The 17,483-nt window shown below is 57.2% G+C and carries 13 protein-coding genes and 1 pseudogene; 6 read left to right on the forward strand and 8 right to left on the reverse strand.

The genetic code is table 11. The features are described from left to right. Positions 1-33: 33 nt before the first annotated feature. Complete coding sequence (locus tag EO174_RS23315) at positions 34-303, reverse strand: hypothetical protein (protein ID WP_241240068.1); 270 nt, start codon at positions 301-303, stop codon at positions 34-36. Positions 304-763: 460 nt separating this feature from the next. On the opposite strand from EO174_RS23315, the gene EO174_RS22585 reads away from it, so the two are divergent. Beyond that, the gene (locus EO174_RS22585; RefSeq protein ID WP_241240069.1) at positions 764-1,462 is read left to right on the forward strand and encodes a hypothetical protein; all 699 of its coding nucleotides are present in this window, start codon (positions 764-766) and stop codon (positions 1,460-1,462) included. A gap of 550 nt (positions 1,463-2,012) precedes the next feature. Next, entirely contained in the window at positions 2,013-3,200 is a 1,188-nt protein-coding gene (locus EO174_RS22595) for an XVIPCD domain-containing protein (protein WP_126947627.1), read from the forward strand. 240 nt (positions 3,201-3,440) lie between these two features. On the opposite strand, the gene EO174_RS22600 is transcribed toward EO174_RS22595, so the two are convergent. Together EO174_RS22600 and EO174_RS22605 are read right to left on the reverse strand one after the other, a co-directional pair. Beyond that, the gene (locus EO174_RS22600; RefSeq protein WP_126947630.1) at positions 3,441-3,938 is read right to left on the reverse strand and encodes a hypothetical protein; all 498 of its coding nucleotides are present in this window, start codon (positions 3,936-3,938) and stop codon (positions 3,441-3,443) included. 375 nt (positions 3,939-4,313) lie between these two features. Next, positions 4,314-5,621, reverse strand: a complete 1,308-nt coding sequence (locus EO174_RS22605) for a DUF4041 domain-containing protein (RefSeq protein WP_126947634.1) — start codon at positions 5,619-5,621, stop codon at positions 4,314-4,316. A gap of 385 nt (positions 5,622-6,006) precedes the next feature. Here EO174_RS22605 and EO174_RS22610 point away from each other — a divergent pair, with 385 nt between their 5' ends. Both EO174_RS22610 and EO174_RS22615 read left to right on the forward strand, forming a co-directional pair. Beyond that, complete coding sequence (locus EO174_RS22610; protein ID WP_126947657.1) at positions 6,007-7,842, forward strand: 3'-5' exonuclease; 1,836 nt, start codon at positions 6,007-6,009, stop codon at positions 7,840-7,842. A 44-nt stretch (positions 7,843-7,886) separates the two neighbouring features. Further along, positions 7,887-8,813: a DUF4238 domain-containing protein gene (locus tag EO174_RS22615; RefSeq protein WP_126947637.1), complete on the forward strand. Its 927-nt coding sequence runs from the start codon at positions 7,887-7,889 to the stop codon at positions 8,811-8,813. 413 nt (positions 8,814-9,226) lie between these two features. On the opposite strand, the pseudogene EO174_RS22625 reads toward EO174_RS22615, so the two are convergent. Next, positions 9,227-9,454: pseudogene (locus EO174_RS22625) on the reverse strand (transposase); the annotation flags it as partial. 451 nt (positions 9,455-9,905) lie between these two features. Between EO174_RS22625 and EO174_RS22630 the strand changes: the two are divergent. After that, on the forward strand, positions 9,906-10,226 hold the full coding sequence (locus tag EO174_RS22630; protein WP_126947640.1) for a hypothetical protein: 321 nt from the start codon (positions 9,906-9,908) through the stop codon (positions 10,224-10,226). A 567-nt stretch (positions 10,227-10,793) separates the two neighbouring features. On the opposite strand, the gene EO174_RS22640 is transcribed toward EO174_RS22630, so the two are convergent. The 4 genes from EO174_RS22640 to EO174_RS22655 all read right to left on the reverse strand — a co-directional run bounded on the left by EO174_RS22640 (position 10,794) and on the right by EO174_RS22655 (position 16,842). Then, the gene (locus EO174_RS22640; RefSeq protein ID WP_126947643.1) at positions 10,794-11,495 is read right to left on the reverse strand and encodes an MAE_28990/MAE_18760 family HEPN-like nuclease; all 702 of its coding nucleotides are present in this window, start codon (positions 11,493-11,495) and stop codon (positions 10,794-10,796) included. Then, positions 11,492-12,544 carry a DUF262 domain-containing protein gene (locus EO174_RS22645; protein WP_126947645.1) on the reverse strand — a complete coding sequence of 351 codons (1,053 nt, stop codon included), beginning with the start codon at positions 12,542-12,544 and terminating at the stop codon, positions 11,492-11,494. The genes EO174_RS22640 and EO174_RS22645 overlap by 4 nt, the downstream gene beginning before the upstream one ends. A gap of 84 nt (positions 12,545-12,628) precedes the next feature. Then, on the reverse strand, positions 12,629-15,316 hold the full coding sequence (gene aceE / locus EO174_RS22650; protein WP_126947648.1) for a pyruvate dehydrogenase (acetyl-transferring), homodimeric type: 2,688 nt from the start codon (positions 15,314-15,316) through the stop codon (positions 12,629-12,631). 524 nt (positions 15,317-15,840) lie between these two features. Further along, the gene (locus tag EO174_RS22655; RefSeq protein WP_126947651.1) at positions 15,841-16,842 is read right to left on the reverse strand and encodes an arabinogalactan endo-1,4-beta-galactosidase; all 1,002 of its coding nucleotides are present in this window, start codon (positions 16,840-16,842) and stop codon (positions 15,841-15,843) included. A gap of 382 nt (positions 16,843-17,224) precedes the next feature. On the opposite strand from EO174_RS22655, the gene EO174_RS23030 reads away from it, so the two are divergent. Continuing rightward, entirely contained in the window at positions 17,225-17,362 is a 138-nt protein-coding gene (locus EO174_RS23030) for a hypothetical protein (protein WP_164740307.1), read from the forward strand. Positions 17,363-17,483 lie beyond the last annotated feature (121 nt).

A 17,483-nucleotide genomic window follows, 5' to 3' on the forward strand; every position in this document is an offset into this window, starting at 1 on the left:
CGCTGGCAGCTGCCGTGGGTGGGCGGCGGCGGGTCATGGTGCCTCCGGGTGGTGGTGGGTGGTGGATGCGGCAACGCGCTGATGCGACTCCACGGCACTGCGCGCGACCCGGCGGCGCAAGGTGTGCAGCAACGCACCAAGCTGGCGACTCAGCGGATGCACGGGATCGCTGATCGCGCGCTCGACAGCCGCGCGTGCGTCGAGCCGGCGCAGCACATCGCCCATATCCCAACGCAGGCGGTGAGCAGAGGCTGGCAACAGATCAACCGGCACAGATGCCGGTATGGATGGTGCGGTAGACATGGCAACGCCCTCCTGGAACAACCCAAGAACCGTCGCCAACAGCGACGGGATGTCGGGAGGTTCGAAACCGCAGAGAGCCGGCGGGCGTATTCCCCTTGCGGGTGTTGTATTAGCCGCCCTCCCGACGCAGGCATTGCGTCGGCTTGTCCCTGCGGGATGCAGGCACAAAAAACCCACCGGTTTGACGGAGGTGGGTACCGCTCTCTGAGGAGTTTCGACGCTCCTTGGGTTGGAGATTGCATCGCACCGATCGCGATGTCAACCGTGGCCATCTGCTCTTAAAAGGTAGATCCAAAAGGCACGACCACACAGCCTGTCTGCTCAGATATTGGAGATCACAGACCCGCTACGCACCGAGCGCATTTAGGAGAAAAATTTCGTACCGTCCCAGCGCTTCTACCTAGCCGTGTAGACCAGACAGATCTAATCTCGCCGTATCACTCAACTAATGGCAGGCTTCATGGAAAGTAGCGACGTAGCACCAATCTTGCCCTTGACCTTTAAGGCTTTAGAAGAACGCCTCAGCGCACTACCGGAATTTCCAGCAGATACCGCCAGCCCAAGCCGCCTCATGCGCGGCGCCGCCATCGTTATGGTGTTGGCAATCGCTTCGACGCTGATTGCATCATTCCTCAGCTTCACGAGCGTTCCGCCTCAGTTGCTAGTGAAGGTCGCAACCGCCGGCCTCCGGGTTGCATTAGTGGCATTGGGCGTCCTGATGCTGCTTGGCATCTATTGGATTGTGAGCGATCTACGTAGATGGACATTAGATCAAGCAATGCGCACTGATCATCAGCTAGAGCAATTTCTGCAGGAGGTGACTTGGCTGCAAGGGCATCCGGCAGCAACCCTGCAAATCATGCTGGATCACGCTCGCTACAGCCATACGCGCCGTGCGGGCCGCATTGCGCTGTTGGCTGGAAGCATCGACAAGCTAGGTCTTCTGCCGGTTGCAGTGTCGCTCTTTCTGGTTCTGCGCGCCGGTGGCAATCCTTTAGCAATGTCCCCATTGACAGCAATGGTGGGTATTTTCCTGCTGTTCTTTTGGATGATCTGCTGGGTTGCCACATCAGCTAGGGGTAGACTGCAGACCTATGAATACTTGCTCGACATGGCGCTAAAGGGCAAAGAGAAAGGCGTAGCAACGGCTGACGCATAAGATTAGGGGCCAGGCTAAGTCAGGTCAGCCCCCCTGTAACTTCATAGCTCTGCTATCTCTTGGGGCGCATACTTGCAACCGAACTACGCATGGATGACCGTCTGTGTGATTGCGGTGGAGTTGTCACATCATGAAAACGAATCCTCGCGCCGACCTTAGTGTTCTAGCACTACTAGTAGCCGCTAGCCTCTTCTTCATACCAGGGTGCTCTGCCATGCAGCAAGACTCACGGCCCGGCTTTAATACGCAGCAATCTGCCTCCAAGGCGAGGCAAGAGCTTCAGGCGGCAAATCCTGTTGGGTCATCGCTTACGACCGCGCAGAAGAATCTTGAGGATCTAGGATTTCGCTGCCAAGCGTTGAGCTCTCCCGCCGCAGATTACAAGGCGTCGGTAATGTGCACGCTTTCCCCTGTTGTGAAGGAGGCCCAGCCATCGGTGACAGCGCCAACTGTGCCGGTTACCTGGATGGTGGGCTTTCATTCTGCTGACGGAATCCACTTGAGCGCGCTGGTGGTGAATCGGGCTCCGCAGGATATTGGAGAATAAGTCATGGATGAGCAGAAGAAGGCAATGATCTTGGTTGGTGCGAGCGAGGTTGCTGGTGACCGCCGCCATCTTTACCTGCTCTTTCAGAAATCCGATGGCAGCCAGACCGTAGTACGTGGAGGGCCCGACACTAGAGCCGAGGGAAATGACTTGGCGAACTTTGCCCAGAGCACAGTTTTTGGCTCGGAGAAGTTTGGGCACATTCGAGTTGAAGCAGCTCCTTACATTGCCCCTTATGAGATTGGGTACCGGCTCAGACAAGACGGCAACTACGAGCCAGTGCCTTTGAACCAATTGGATCCCTCCGAGCCGGCTCTTGCGAGGGATGCCAAGGGCAACATCGTGAAAGCGACGGTCACCGCACCAGACTGGCCTGCACCGGGCGAGCACCACGAGCGCATCGTTGCCTGGAGCGGTTCTGACCAGGAATTATCCACAAAACTTGAGTCTGCCCTGAAGGCTGGGGATCAGATCAATCACGCACAACTGGAATATTCTCCGCTGCACAACAACAGCAACGGTGTTGTCAGCAACTTGCTGAAGGCCAGCGGCGTTCGACCTATTCTGCCGAAGAACGCACAAGGCGAGACAGTCAACGCCCCGGATTTTGGGGAAGACCTTTATCAAGACGTCGGCGCGGCATCGGTACGCAGCGGATACAGGTTTGACGGCAAGCAGTGGTTCGATGCGGACGATCGTAGAATCGCGCCTCCTACGAGTGGCCAGCCATTGGTACCTCAGGATCCGGCCGCGCCGTCGCGTGGATCATCGGATGGTTTCAAGTTCAGCGCGCAGGCTCCATCGCCTAGCGATCCCATGTTTGCTCAAATCCAGGATGGCGTGCATCGGATCGATCATTCGCTGAATCGTGCTCCCGATGCGGCAAGTGACCGTATGACCTGGAGCCTGTATGCCCTTGCCAAAGAGCAGGGACTGGAACGTGTAGACAGCGTAGTGCTTTGCCAAGCGGGCACCCGGGCAGCAGCCGGCGAGTACGTTTTCCTGGTCCAGGGAGATCCCTCCACCTCCGTGTACCACCGTGAGCAAATGCGCACGGCAGATGCGGTGGAGAGTTCAGTCGAGCAAAGTCAGGCCCGTGTGCAGTCCGCCGAACAGACACGTGCGCTTGCACTGAGTAACGAAGCTCAGGAGCAGAGTCAAAAGCAGGATGCGCCAAGGCTGCAAGTCTGATTGACCTGTTCTTAGAGCCTACTAACGTCGTAACCAGGGTCATGCCACTTCCTAGGCAAGTTCAGGCGATGCCCTCAACTTGCGGGAAGTCTACTCTTTATCGAGGCGCCAACACCTTTCGGGCGATAGTCGAAACCGAGATGCAGCGCTTTGCGGAAGCAGGTTCACTGATCGACCACGCAAACCGCGCGCAGCGACTGATAGCAAACCTGACCGCGCTACTTGCTCTCCGCAGCGTCTTCAGATGGCACCGTTAGCGATCCCATTAGCGGTTTGACGGGCGGTACGGATTTCTTTGACCATTCGATAGATCTGATACGGGCCAACGATGATGCCGATAACGATCGACAGCATGAACTTAAAGAAGAAGTAGAAAACCCATACAGGCAGTGATGCAGACACCAGGTGGCGAGTATGTCGATCCAGGAAGTCCCATCCCCATAGAGCAAAGGCGAAGATCAACGCAATGAGAAGGCGCGAGACGGCGAATGTGAAGTATTGACCTTGCTCAAGTGTCGGTGGCTTCATAGTCAGAAACAACCACGATAGCAGCACGAACAAGATACCCGTTCCTATCAGTCGCACATACATGGAACGCGCGACCGACCCGTTGTGCTGCAGGATGCAGCCTTCACACATCATGAGCGAGAACCGTTGTGCGCAGCTATGACAAAGACCTCGGCTGCAAGATTTGCACTGCGCCGCAGCGTCACCGTCCGGGTGGGAAAAGCACTTCATCAGCCGCCGCTCCATTTGTTGGCATGAGCTCCCGTAGTCGGCTGATACCAGTAATACTTTAGTGCCGATTGTTCGAATCGATACTCCGGTCACACCTCATCACATGCGCCTGATTCAAAAATTGTCTAGGTCATGCCTTACGCTTTTAGATTACTTGTTAGCCGAATTTGCGTTACTCAAAAACACCAGCATGCCCTAGACAATTACTCCTTCCGTACTTTAGCAGGAGGCCAAGACCTACCACTTCGCAGCCGTCAGGCCCGTTCGCCTGCCACACAATCCATGCGCTGTCGACCGGGAAGAACCTGACCCCGTAACTTTATTTTTTTAATTATTCTAATCCTTCTCCAGTTGTTTCTGCGGGGATGAGTATCTCTAATGGGTCCCAGCCCCCATCATCTTCAGACTCTGCCTAAACTCAAGCGCATCAGGAGTGTCGTGAAATATAAGAAGATCACCAGCAAGCTCTGCGAGCAAATTCTTTGCATCTGTCGGCGTTGCACGGAAGAATTCGCGGCGATGGTTTACAAGGTTTGCCCGGCTTTTAGCCAGCCGTGCATGCATCGCACCTTCGATTCCAACAGCGTCCTTTGAGAAAAATAGCGCGTGCACATCGAAGTTGAAGGGCACCGATGCATCACTGAGTTCGCGGATACGGTCCATCGGGTCCAGACGACGCGTCATACCGACTTTGATCAGCGATTCACCAAAAGAGCCAATGTTGGAGATCACGTAAACGTAGCCTGCCCTGATGTTGGCTACGCGGTAGTCGACGTCCGCAATTGCACGCTCAACCTCTGAGACCTGGGCGCGCATCCGCTCAACAGCTTCTGGATCACCCTTGGCCAACAGAGCCTTCAGCGCGTTGAGGTAGTGTTGACGTTCCTTTTCGAGCTTCAAACGCTCGCGCTCCATCTCTTGCTGGGTTTTTCGCTCCTCCCTCAGCCGCTCGCGTTCTTGCCGTTCCAGCTCCTTCTCTTCAGCTTTCTTCTGCACGAAATCTGCAGTGAGCTGCAATTCTGTAATACGAAGCTGCAGGTATTCATGCGTAATACGGATGCTCATGGTCTTGCCCAGGCGCTGGATTGTCTTGGCTACTTTTTCAATCCGATCGATTGCCGCAGCAAGTGCATATGGCTTCAAGCCACGTACCAGAACATCGGCCTCTGCATTGAATGCCCGCAACATCAATTTACAGTAGTCCCGAAGCATGGTCTTGCCCTGCGCTTCTGAGCCGTTAACGGTCCAGCCCACTGCAGCTACAACAGCGCGGCCGTCCGCCTTGTTCAGTTCTTTGATAAGTCCGCGGATATGATCGAGCCGATCCTTGTAGGCCACCGCGTCTTGTAGCGGATGCGCATACTCATAGACACCAGATTCCTGCAGCAGGGCGCGTTCACGGGTTTCGACAACTTCCTTGCGCAGCTCTGTGACCTGCAGCAACAGCTCATCACGATCGGCCGTCAGTGTCGCAAGCTGTTCTTTCCACGCATGCGATGCAGAGGCCAGCTCAGCATTCAGGCGTTCCAGCTCTCGCTCGCGCTCCAGCTGGCTAACGCCCCCAATTCGTGAGAGTGTCGCGTAAATCTCGTCCCTGTCCTTCGATATCGTAGCAAGCTCATCCATAACCTGGCGTGTGAAGCGCCTAACCCCGAACAGCGGAATTTTTCGATTGGTGTCCATACCTGCTCCCTCGTCGATGGGTGACCCGAGCTAACCTCATCATCTTGCCATGCCTCTCCGTTCTTACGAACAAGCACTACTTATTAGATTTGCGATTAGTTGCCGGCGCAGGATAGCGGCACAGAACTCCTGATCTTGAATTCTCATGTTCAAAAGCGTGAGCTCGCCCTGATTCGAACTGCGAAGAAGCCAACACCTCTTGCCTTAGATCAAGGACCAGAGTAGTTCTAGCTTCGACAACCCTTATTTCACACATAGATCTACACACATCTCTTGCGGATTATTCTATTGTCCGCGCTGCGCTAGTGCTACGCTAAGGCCACACCACGGAGGGGATCTTTTAATGGCAACGTTGATTCCCAGTCGATCAAGTAGCGCCGGTCGAATGACATCTGGCGAGCGGCGCTTTTCACAACGCCTGGAAGACAAGCTCGATGATGAGTACATCTGCTGGTACGACGTGCCGATCGGCCCTAGTCACCGGCATCCGGACTTTATTGTGCTGCATCCCTATCGCGGGATCCTGGTGCTTGAGGTCAAGGACTGGAAACTGGAGACCATCGCTGAGATTGACCGCGACACCGCCGTGCTCCATACCGAGCGCGGCCGTGAGGTAACGTCCAATCCATTGCGCCAAGCTCGCGACATTTGCATCGAAGTCGGCAAGCTGATGCTCAAGGATGCAGCCCTGCGACTTCCCGAAGGAAGCAAATACCAGGGCAAGCTCATCATGCCATGGGGCTTTGGCGTGGTGTTTAGCAACATCAGCCGCGCCCAGTTTGACGAGGCCGAATTAGGCAATGTGATTGCGGCAGGTAGCGTGATCTGCCGGGACGAGATGACCGAGTCGGTGGACACCGAGGCGTTTCAGAAACGGCTCTGGGACATGTTCCCTGCCACGTTCTCATGCCAGCTCAGCTTGCCACAGATCGAACGGATTCGCTGGCATCTGTTTCCGCAGCTGCGTATCGTTCCTCCTGAGCAGGTGCAGTTGTTCGCCTCACCTCAGCCGGACAAGCCCATTGCCATCCCTGATTTGATCAAGGTGATGGATCTGCAACAAGAGCAACTTGCTCGCTCGATGGGGGACGGCCACCGAGTGATCCATGGCGTGGCAGGCTCTGGCAAGACAATGATCCTGGGCTACCGCTGCGTTGAGATTGCGAAGCGTCAAGGCAAGCCGGTGCTGGTGCTCTGCTACAACAAAACACTTGCCGGCCGCCTGGAGCACATCATTCACGCACATGGTGTACAGGACCGCGTGAGTGTGCGTCATTTCCACGGATGGTGTGGTGAGCAGCTAAAGGCCTACGGCATCAAGCCTCCACTCGCACAGCCAAATGCCCAGCAGTATCTGGACGCATTGGTCAGTAAAGTCATTTCAGCAGTGGAGTCGCAGCAGATTCCGCGAGCACAGTACGCGGCAGTGATGATCGACGAAGGCCATGACTTTGCACCCGAATGGCTGCAAATCGTCACGCAGATGGTCGATCCGGAAACTAATTCGCTGTTGCTGCTCTATGACGACGCGCAAACCATCTACAGCACAGGTGGACGTCGAAAGTTCAGCTTCGCCAGCGTTGGCATCCAGGCCAAAGGGCGCACAACGATCCTGCGTCTGAACTACCGCAACACCTTGGAGATCCTTTCCACAGCAAAGGCCTTTGCGCAGGAGCTCTTGGCCGGGGAAGATGCCGATGAAGACAACGTGCCGGTGATAGCGCCGGAGAGCGCAGGACGAAGGGGCGCTGTCCCCGAGCTGATACAGGCGAGCAACATTTGGGAAGAATCACGCATCATCGCCCAACAGATACGCGAAGCACTCAATAACGGTGCAAGCGCCAACGACTTTGCGATTCTTTGCCGCAACAAAGCACTTGCCACCCAGATAGCTTCGCGGCTCCGAGCTGAAGAACTTCCAGTGGTTTTAGCTGAAGAGGGCAACAAGCGAAACTTATTCGATGGTGAGCCTGCAGTTAAGGTTTTGACAATGCACTCCAGCAAGGGCCTGGAATTTGAATCTGTATTCATTCCCGGCATCTGCGAAGTCGGGCAGCGTATCCGCACTGACAACGAGGAGACGATTCAGGAGGCGAAGCTGCTTTATGTCGCAATGACTAGGGCTCTTGGTTCCCTGACAATGTTGCATCATGGCAGCACGGCGATTACAGAGAGAATCGGTTTAGCAATCACGCAAATTCGAGAGAGATTAGCCGCTTAGCGTTGATTCCGACACGCCATTTAATTCGGAGAGGCAGAAGGAAAGTGAAAATAAAGAACCCATTGAAATCAGCTCGTCATCATTGGTGGCCCGAATGCGTATCGAAGCATTGGACCGGTGAGGATGGCAAGACGGGCTGGCTCAAACCTGATGGTACTCATCTGCGTCTTCCACCATCAAAACTTGGGATGATCGGCAACGGACATCACGTCAAACTGTCTAGAGACGGCACGCCTACCCCTTGGGACGAGAGCTTCGAATCCGAGTTCGATGACGCAGACACGAAATTTCCGCTAGTAATTGAGTGGCTGAAGCAACTTGATCGAAAAAATATAATTTCCAAAAGACTTTCGGAGCGTTTTATAGAAGTTTCTGCAACAAATGCGCAGTTGATAGATACTGTTGAATGCGTTGTCTCGCTTGCTGTCAGGAGCCCAATGAATCGGGAAGCGTCAGCTTCATTGGTCGAGAGTCTGCGCGGCCCTATACATGGAAACGAGCTAAACACATTAATTGGACTGAATATGCGGCGCAAGCAGCGACTCATTGCCGACAGCATCGGATCAAAAGCGAAGTTCGTAGTAATATTCTCATCGGAAAAAGATTTCTTATTTGGGGACGGGTTTTATCATAACGTCCAATTTACTCGCCAAGCACCACTTTATCCAGAAATCCTTGCACCTATCACACCACGCATATGCGTACTTATTTGCCGACCAAGAGCATACATTACCAACCCGCGACTTTCCACGATCGAACTTAATAGAGAAGAAGTCGACGCACTTAATCTCACAGTCCAAATATACGCGAAGAACGCAATTTTTTTTGCAAATGAGATGCCAGAAATAGACCCCGCATTTAGAGAGGGCGAACATAAAGAATTTTCGGATACGAACAATCCGGCATTCCACTTGATCCGTAGCATCCCCGGTGTACCACCGCCAGGAGTCTCTGTATTTGGTAGGTGGTAGGTGAGCTGTACTTATGAACAGTGCGGACTACGTCCTTCGTTGCTATCATTGAACTGAACCCGGCGCGTGCCCGCCTGACGGACGACCCGGCGGCGTAGCGCTGGTCCAGCTGCCGAGCCAATCTAGGCCAGCGCGGGCATTCCGCGCTGACGCCACGTCCCTTCTGGCTTGCGCTTAGCAACGACCCGACTGAGCGATCCAACGCTTACCGTGCTCTGCTCGATGAAACTCTGTCCGACGAGCTGCTCGCCAGCATCCGCCTTAATCTGCAGCAGCAGCGAGCTCCAGGCCATGACGCCTTCCGTGCGATGGTCGAAGCCAAGACCCGCCGCTTTGCGAGCGTCAGGCCCGCGCATCGGCCAAGCAAGCGGAGCACCGTCGATTGATAAGTGAACCTGACCCCGTTATTTTTCGTCGAGCGCCAACTCGGCGTACATCCGCTTGAGCTTGGCGTTCTCGGACTCAAGCTCCTTGATCCGCCGCAGCTCCGAAGCCTCCAGGCCTCCGTACTTGCTCTTCCACTGGTAGTACGTCGCTGTGCTGATACCGACCTGGCGACAGATGTCCTTGACGGGCACACCGGCGTCGGCCTGCTTGAGCGTCGCGACGATCTGCGTCTCGGTGAACTTTGACGTGCGCATAGAACCTCCTGGCTGAGGTAACGATGCCAGAAAGCTCTACTTATGCGGTGTCTGTCAGACTGGGGAGCTTACGACGGGGTCAGATTGAGCCACCCCTTTTTCTCGCTTTTTCCGAAGTGTTAAGATTCACACGCGAGAACTGATTGCATACGCTCAAGTTGCAACAGCGTTCGCATTACAGGGGATGCTAGTGCTCGATACCAAAGCAGTCGTAACGGGTGCGCTTGTGGCGCAGCTCGTAATAGCCGTTATCTCATTTGTTGGAGGGCATATGCTTCGAGAGGCTCTCCCTAGGTCTTATCGAGACGACGCATCTGTCGACGGCTCAAGACTGGTGGCACTTCTTCTAATGCTTAGTCTAGCGCCGCTGGTTTCCACGGCTGAGATGTCCACAATGTGGATGAATCTCTTCCCGGGCACTACCTTGTCAGGCATATCACGAGACAGTGCTATGGGTATTGCCTTTTTTATTGATATCGGAGTCGCGGCAAGACTAATCTGGCGAACCGGAGGAAGTGTTGCCAGTCCCTTCCAGCCAGTCCTGTTCCTCATCCCAGCCCTTGCGCTACTTCTATACGAGCCTGCATGGAGAGTTTGGCTGTACACGGGACTTGTTGCTTGCGTTTTTTTTGCCTGTTTGAATGCTGATGAATTCCGTGCAAGCAGACAATTCTGGGTCAAAAGTGCTTATACGTTTGTTACGGTGGCATCTCTTCTCTTGACAATTATCACCGGTCTGCTGACGCGCGCCTGTCCCACAAACATCTGTTGACGTCAAACCATCAAGCGCGGGAACTGTTAAATTGCAGTTAGGAAAACTCATGGTCGGCAGCTTCCACCTTGAAACGCCATCACGAAGGATAAATTGAGTGGTCCTCGCGAACATTCGTTGAAATCATTCTGCAAATCGTGGAGCGGACCTACAGAAAAATCTAGCCTGGCCTGCCGTTTTGACACATATAAGTGAACCTAACCTCGTTATTAGCCGGCTTGCGCTGGCAACGCCCATTTGGGTAACCCATGCCTATCGCACCCTTCTCAATAAAGCCCTATGCGAAGAACTGCCCGCCAGCATTTTCCTTCATCTAAAGCAGCAGCGAGCCCTTGACCACGACGCCCTCCGCGCCATGGTCAAAGCCAAGACCCGCTGCTTTACGGATCTCAGGGGCGCTCATCGCCACGCAAACCGAGCGCCATCGACTGACAAGTAAACCTGACACCGTTATTAGTAAAACGTGGGGATACCTAAGAACCTGGCCCCGTTATTCGTGACTTGAGCGAAAACCAATTAAGAATTGACATTGGTCACTAGCATCACAGGAATATCGTGCGACGGAGATTACCTGACGCGCACCACATACCCTTCTCGGAAGGGCTGCCTTATGAAAGCCATTTCACCTAGCTGGAGCCGCATGGATTCAAGCAAGTTTGTAGTCAACGTATGGATGATGGATAGCCGATCCTCCAAGACATTAGACGTACTACCCGAACCAACAACCTGAGGCTCCGTTCTTCCATGTGCCACTTGATTGCGCTTCTCAACAACCTCTTTTAGAGCAAAAGACGCAGCGCCGTCTAGGAAGGTGCTTTGTAGCCCAAGAGCTTTGAACATTTCTACGATAGTCTCCGGCCAAACGTTTTGGAGCTTGTCGGAAAACATGCCTTCATTTATGGAACAGATAGAGTCCGACTCAACGAGCGAAGATATCTCTATGCGCTTTTTCCAGGCAGCGCTTCCCCTCGACCCTTGCAAAGACGAGAAGCGCGGATCGAGCGCGGCAGGCCACATCTTGCACTCAATGTGAGAATACGGGAGCTCAATCTCGGCAATCTTCCTCAAGTAAGCGAGCACAACGTCGGTGACAGATCTCTCGAACGCAGCATATAGATGGACAAAGAACAGTCCACGAAGAATCTTAACCTCTTCCGAGTCCGCAGGCGGCGTTTCAGTCGATTCGCTAGACTTTATCAAAGTAAGCAATGCCCTAACGGCCCTAAACCGTTCCTTGATCGGACCATCAATCGCCGCACCGAAGGTCACACCGCCTCCGCAACATAGTCAATGCGGCTATTCAACATGCGCCGGCTGTTTGTTGCGCCGGTTGTAAACCGCTTGAGCTTTGCATCAGACGCCAGCGCCTTTAGCCTTGCGATACGGACCGGCTGCCGTTGGGAGATCGCAACCGCCGTGCCAATAGCGAGAGCTTCATACAGGACGGCAGAGGTCGTGCTTGACTGCCCTCTGGTAATGCCATCCGGGAATGCTTTAGCCAGCAACACCATGACGTCTTTGAAGAGCTTCTTCTTTGCTGCAGATATGCGCTTTCCCGCATTCTTCTTCATATAATCGTTCAAGAAATCCTTGACGCTATGCTCGAATTCATCTCGATCATCAAGATAGGCAAAGAACCTGAGCACATACTCCTCCGCCGTACCATTAAATTGATCAGACTCCTTCAGCTTGACAGCCTTGACGAAATCCTTGCTCTTACTGAGTGATTTCAGGTCGAGATTGAACACCCCTCGGAATATGCAGTTTCTGATTTCCTGATTGGTGAGGAGTACGCCGCCGGTGTTTAGGCGCTCAAAGAGGTCAAACCGCACGCTAAGATCGCTCTTGTCGTTCAGAACGGTGACGCGAATAGGACGGGTCTGGAACAACAGCTGCATTGACCTACTAAGGTCTGCGTATGCCAAGCCATCAAGTTCAGATATCTTTTCAAGCCCTTTGATCCTCAACTGGGATGTCCTGCCGACCGTCTCTGCAGAAGCTACATCGCCCATAAAATGGGCAATCGTGGACAGGCGCTGAACACCGTCCACTATCTCCCAAGTTGAATCGGAATTCGTGGCCATAAACAGACTGGGCACCGGGATGCCAAGAAAAATAGACTCGATGAGGTTCGACTCCCTCACTTCATCCCAAACGAACTGACGTTGATACTCAGGGGGAACGAAAATTGCGCCGTCCTGAAACATTTCATACATCTGTTTAACGGTCATGTCGTAGCTATCGAACGACACCAGCCTCCGCTCCTTATCTAGCTGAGCTTGGAGCCGCGTTAGTCGCGCAGGGGTCGCTGCAGTCATATGTCGAATCCTTATCGTACGGACGAACTTGCAAGTTCTGCTTGAGAAAAAAGGCGGCCGAATGGCCGCCTTCTCCTTTAACTATCAAACCCCGACCGGATTACTCTTCTCAGGATCAATCTTGTACTGCTTGATCGCCCGAGCCACATCCTTGCCCGTCATCTTCCCATCCTTCGCCAGCGCGGCAATGGCCGCGTGCGCGATGTAGTAACGGTCCACTTCAAAGAACCGGCGCAGGTTGGCCCGCGTATCCGAACGACCGAACCCATCCGTGCCGAGCACGGTGTAGGTCATCGGGACGAACGCGCGGATCTGGTCGGCGAAGGCGCGCACGTAGTCGGTTGCGGCGATGGCCGGGCCCTGGCGGCCTTCCAGCAGTTGGGTGACGTAGGGCTTGCGCTGTTCGGCCTCCGGGTGCAGGCGGTTCCAGCGTTCCACGGCGTAGCCGTCGCGGCGCACTTCGTTGAGGCTGGGGCAGGACCAGATGTCGGCGGTAACGCCGAAGTCCTTGTCCAGCAGCTCGGCCGCGGCAATGGCCTCGCGCAGGATGGTGCCGCTGCCCAGCAGCTGCACGCGCAGCTCGCCCTTCTTGGGCTTGCCGGCGTCCTTGAGCAGGTACATGCCCTTGATGATGCCCTCGGCTGCGCCGTCCGGCATGCCGGGGTGGGCGTAGTTCTCGTTCATCAGGGTGATGTAGTAGTACTCGTCGATCTGGTCTTCCATCATCGCCTTCATGCCGTGCTGCATGATGACGGTGACTTCGAAACCGAAGGTCGGGTCGTAGCTACGCACGTTCGGGATGGAGCCGGCGATGACCTGGCTGAAGCCGTCTTCGTGCTGCAGGCCTTCGCCGTTGAGCGTGGTGCGGCCGGCGGTGCCGCCGAGCAGGAAGCCACGCGTGCGCATGTCCGCTGCCTGCCAGGCGATGTCGCCCACGCGCTGGAAGCCGAACATGGAGTAGTAGATGTAGAACGGCAGCATCGGCACATCCGACACCGAATAGCTGGTGCCGGCGGCCATCCACGAGGCGATGGCGCCCGGCTCGCTGATGCCCTGCTGCAACACCTGGCCGGTCTGGTCTTCCCGGTAGTACATCAGCTGGTCGGCATCGACCGGCTTGTACTTCTGGCCGAACGGGGCGTAGATGCCGATCTGGCGGAACATGCCTTCCATACCGAAGGTGCGCGCCTCATCGGCCACGATCGGCACGATGCGCGGGCCCAGCTCCTTGTCACGCAGGGCGATGTTGAGGCTCTGCACGAAGGACATGGTGGTGGAATAGCTGCGCTCGCCGCTGTCCTTGAGCAGGCGCTCGAACTTGTCGAGCGTGGGCGCCACGAACGACTTGCTGGCCTTGGGACGGCGCGAGGGCAGGAAGCCGCCCAGCACGTTGCGGCGTTCTTTCAGGTACTGCACTTCCGGGGAATCTTCGCCGGGGTGGTAGAACGGCACCTGGCCGTCTTCCAGCTGGGCGTCGGTCACCGGGATGTTGAAGCGGTCGCGGAAGTGCTTGACCGCCGCGTCGTCCAGCTTCTTGGTCTGGTGGGTGGGGTTGAGCGCCTCACCGGCCGAACCCATGCCGTAGCCCTTGACCGTCTTGGCCAGGATCACGGTGGGCATGCCGGTGGTATTCACGGCCTGGTGGTAGGCGGCATACACCTTGTGCGGGTCGTGGCCGCCACGGTTCAGGCGCCAGATGTCGTCGTCGGACAGACCGGCGACCATAGCCGCGGTCTCCGGGTACTTGCCGAAGAAGTTGGCACGCGTGTAGGCGCCGCCGAAGGCCTTGCAGTTCTGGTATTCGCCGTCGACGGTTTCCATCATCAGCTTGCGCAGCACACCGTCGGTGTCCTTGGCCAGCAACGCGTCCCAGTAGCCGCCCCAGAGCAGCTTGATGACGTTCCAGCCGCCGCCACGGAACACGCCTTCCAGCTCCTGGATGATCTTGCCGTTGCCGCGCACCGGGCCGTCCAGGCGCTGCAGGTTGCAGTTGACCACGAAGATCAGGTTGTCCAGGCCTTCGCGGCCGGCCAGCGCGATGGCGCCGAGGGTTTCCGGCTCATCAGACTCACCGTCGCCGATGAAGCACCACACCTTGCGGTCGGACTTCTCGATCAGGCCGCGGTTTTCCAGGTAGCGCATGAACTGCGCCTGGTAGATGGCGGCCAGCGGGCCCAGGCCCATCGACACGGTGGGGGTCTGCCAGAACTCGGGCATCAGCCACGGGTGCGGGTAGGAGGAGATGCCCTGGCCGTCCACTTCCATGCGGAAGTTGTCCAGCTGGGCTTCGCTGATGCGGCCTTCCAGGAAGGCGCGGGCGTAGATGCCCGGGGCGCTGTGGCCCTGGATGAACAGCAGATCGCCCGGGTGCTGGTCGCTGGGCGCGCGCCAGAAGTGGTTGAAGCCCACGTCGTACAGCGTGGCGCTGGAGGCGAACGAGGCAATGTGGCCACCCAGGTCGCCCGGCTTGCGGTTGGCCCGCACGACGGTGGCCATGGCGTTCCAGCGGATGATCGAGCGGATCTTCCACTCCAGCGCGGAGTCGCCGGGGTTCTTGGCCTCGTTGGCCGGTGCGATGGTGTTGACGTACTCGGTGGTGGGCGAGAACGGCAGGTAAGCGCCGGCGCGGCGGGTCTGTTCGACCATGCCTTCCAGCAGCTGATGGGCGCGCTCCGGGCCTTCGACGTCGATGACGGCCTTGATCGATTCGAGCCACTCCTGCGTCTCAAGCGGGTTCGGATCGTTGTGCAGCACTTCGTTCAACCAGTTCATTAGCGCTCCCGGGGGGACACACCCCGCGGGTGTGTCGACATCGTGAATTCGTGAACCCCCAAGTGTACCGCACGCACCTGTTGCCATTCCTCGCTACGGGGGCGTATGGAATGGGACGGTGTCGTGCGTGGGTGAGGTATCGATGCCGGCGGGGGCGAGGATCCGGCGCAGCGGGCGCTGCCGGTGTACGACCAAAGGATAAGGGCCAGCGGCGGGCGGTTGCCGCCGGGTCCGGCGCGGAACGGACCGATGTAGGAGCGCACCTGGGCGCGACGGGGCTTTCCCGGCAACGCCCGTCGCGCCCGGGTGCGCTCCTACGAGAGGCGTGAGGTCTGTGGGTACAGCCGGCGGTCCCTGGCAGAACATCCGGCCATCGGTGCTGGCGGGCAGGTAGCGTCGAGGTAGCCATTGCGCGGCCAGTTGGCGTTTCTGCACGCCCAACCGTAGGAGCGCACCTGGGCGCGACGGGCGTTACCGGTAACGCCCGTCGCGCCCAGGTGCGCTCCTACGAGTTGGCGGGTTGGTCAGAACGCCTGCAGGGCCTCGGTCAGCTGGCCGTTGGTGTTGACTGCGCCCATGGTGTAGCCCTGCCAGCCGGGGTAGGCATTGGGCTCCCAGTAGAAGATGCCGAGCACGCGCGATCCGATGCTGCTGCTGCGGCTGATCAGGTTGGTGAGCATGGCGCGGGTGGTGGCAGCCTGCTGCCAGTCCATGCCGACCTCGGCCACGACCACGTCACTGCCGTAGCGGGAGATCATGTCGCGCATGTTGGTGTCCAGGCGGGTGTTGTAGTCCTGCCAGCTGCCCACCGGCGGGTAATGCGACATGCCGATGACATCCCACTTGCCGCCGGCCGAGCGCAGGTTGTCGAAGAACCAGCGGAAGTTGGCGTTGTCGTAGCCGTTGGCCAGGTGCACGATGACCTTGGCGTTGGGGTACACCGCCTTGGTGGCGTTGTAGCCGCTGTTGATGAACTGGCCCAGGGTGGCGAAGTTGGGCGTCTTGCCCTCGTTCCACAGCATGCCGCTGTTGATCTCGTTGCCCACTTGCACCCAGCTGACGGTGATGCCGTTGTCCTTGAGGTATTTGAGGATGCCCTGGGTGTGGCTGTAGACATCGGTATTGAGCTGGGCGACGGAGTGGCCCGCCCAGGCGGCCGGCTTGGTCTGCTTGCCCGGGTCGGCCCAGCTGTCGCTGTAGTGGAAGTCGATCATGATGCGCATGCCCTGCGCGGCGGCGCGCTTGGCCTTGTCCAGGGTGTCGCGGCCGTCGTTCCAGCCGCCGGACGGGTTGACCCACACGCGCAGGCGGATGGCGTTGCCGCCCACGTCCTTGAACAGCTTGATGAAGTCGGTGGTGTTGCCGGCCGCATCGCGGAACACCTGCGGCGGGTTGGCCGCAGCCTGCTGGTTGAGCCAGCTGACATCGGCGCCCTTGGCGATGCCCTGCGCGCCGGCGCTGGCGCTGACGCCGCCCAGCAGCAGCACCAGCAACACACGGCAATAGCCGGTACGAAAAATGCGCATGAAACCCTCTCCCTTGATCGATGGATGTCGCGCCACATGGCGCCCTGCCTATTCCCCCTGAATCTCACTGCGTGTTGTGCGGCGATGCGGGCAATGCCGCGATGCCACGCACGCTGCAAGACGGGGGCGATTCCAGCACGGCAGCGCAATGCTGTCGCGCTCGCTATAGCTGCTGCGCCGTTGCGGCATATCTCGCGGTAGCGAACGCCTTGCGCCAGCGCACTGGCGGTATTTTCACCAGTGCGTTGTTGTGCGGGTGCAACAGAGAAACGGCGCGATAGTGCGCAGCGGGTCTGTCACTGACGATCGGTCGCTGAGGTGGCAGGCGTGGTCGACTGTTAGGGCAGCACAAGCAGACCTGGGCTCGATGCGATGCAGCGACGTGCTGCCGACTTCCCGGCACCGGGGCGCGTTGCTGGAAGCGCACACCATCACCGTACGCACGCCGCTCACCGCTCACCGCGCGCTGCGGCTGCGGCTGTGGCTGTGGCTGTGGCTGTGGCTGTGGCTGTGGCTGTGACTGTGACTGTGACTGTGACTGTGGCTGTGGCTGTGGCTGTGGCTGTGGCTGTGGCTGTGGCTGTGACTGTGACTGTGACTGTGACTGTGTCTGCGGCTGTGACTGTGACTGTGACTGTGGC

Origin of the sequence: Xanthomonas sp. BRIP62418, assembly GCF_003993495.1 — a bacterium.
Classification (GTDB): Bacteria; Pseudomonadota; Gammaproteobacteria; order Xanthomonadales; family Xanthomonadaceae; genus Xanthomonas; species Xanthomonas euroxanthea.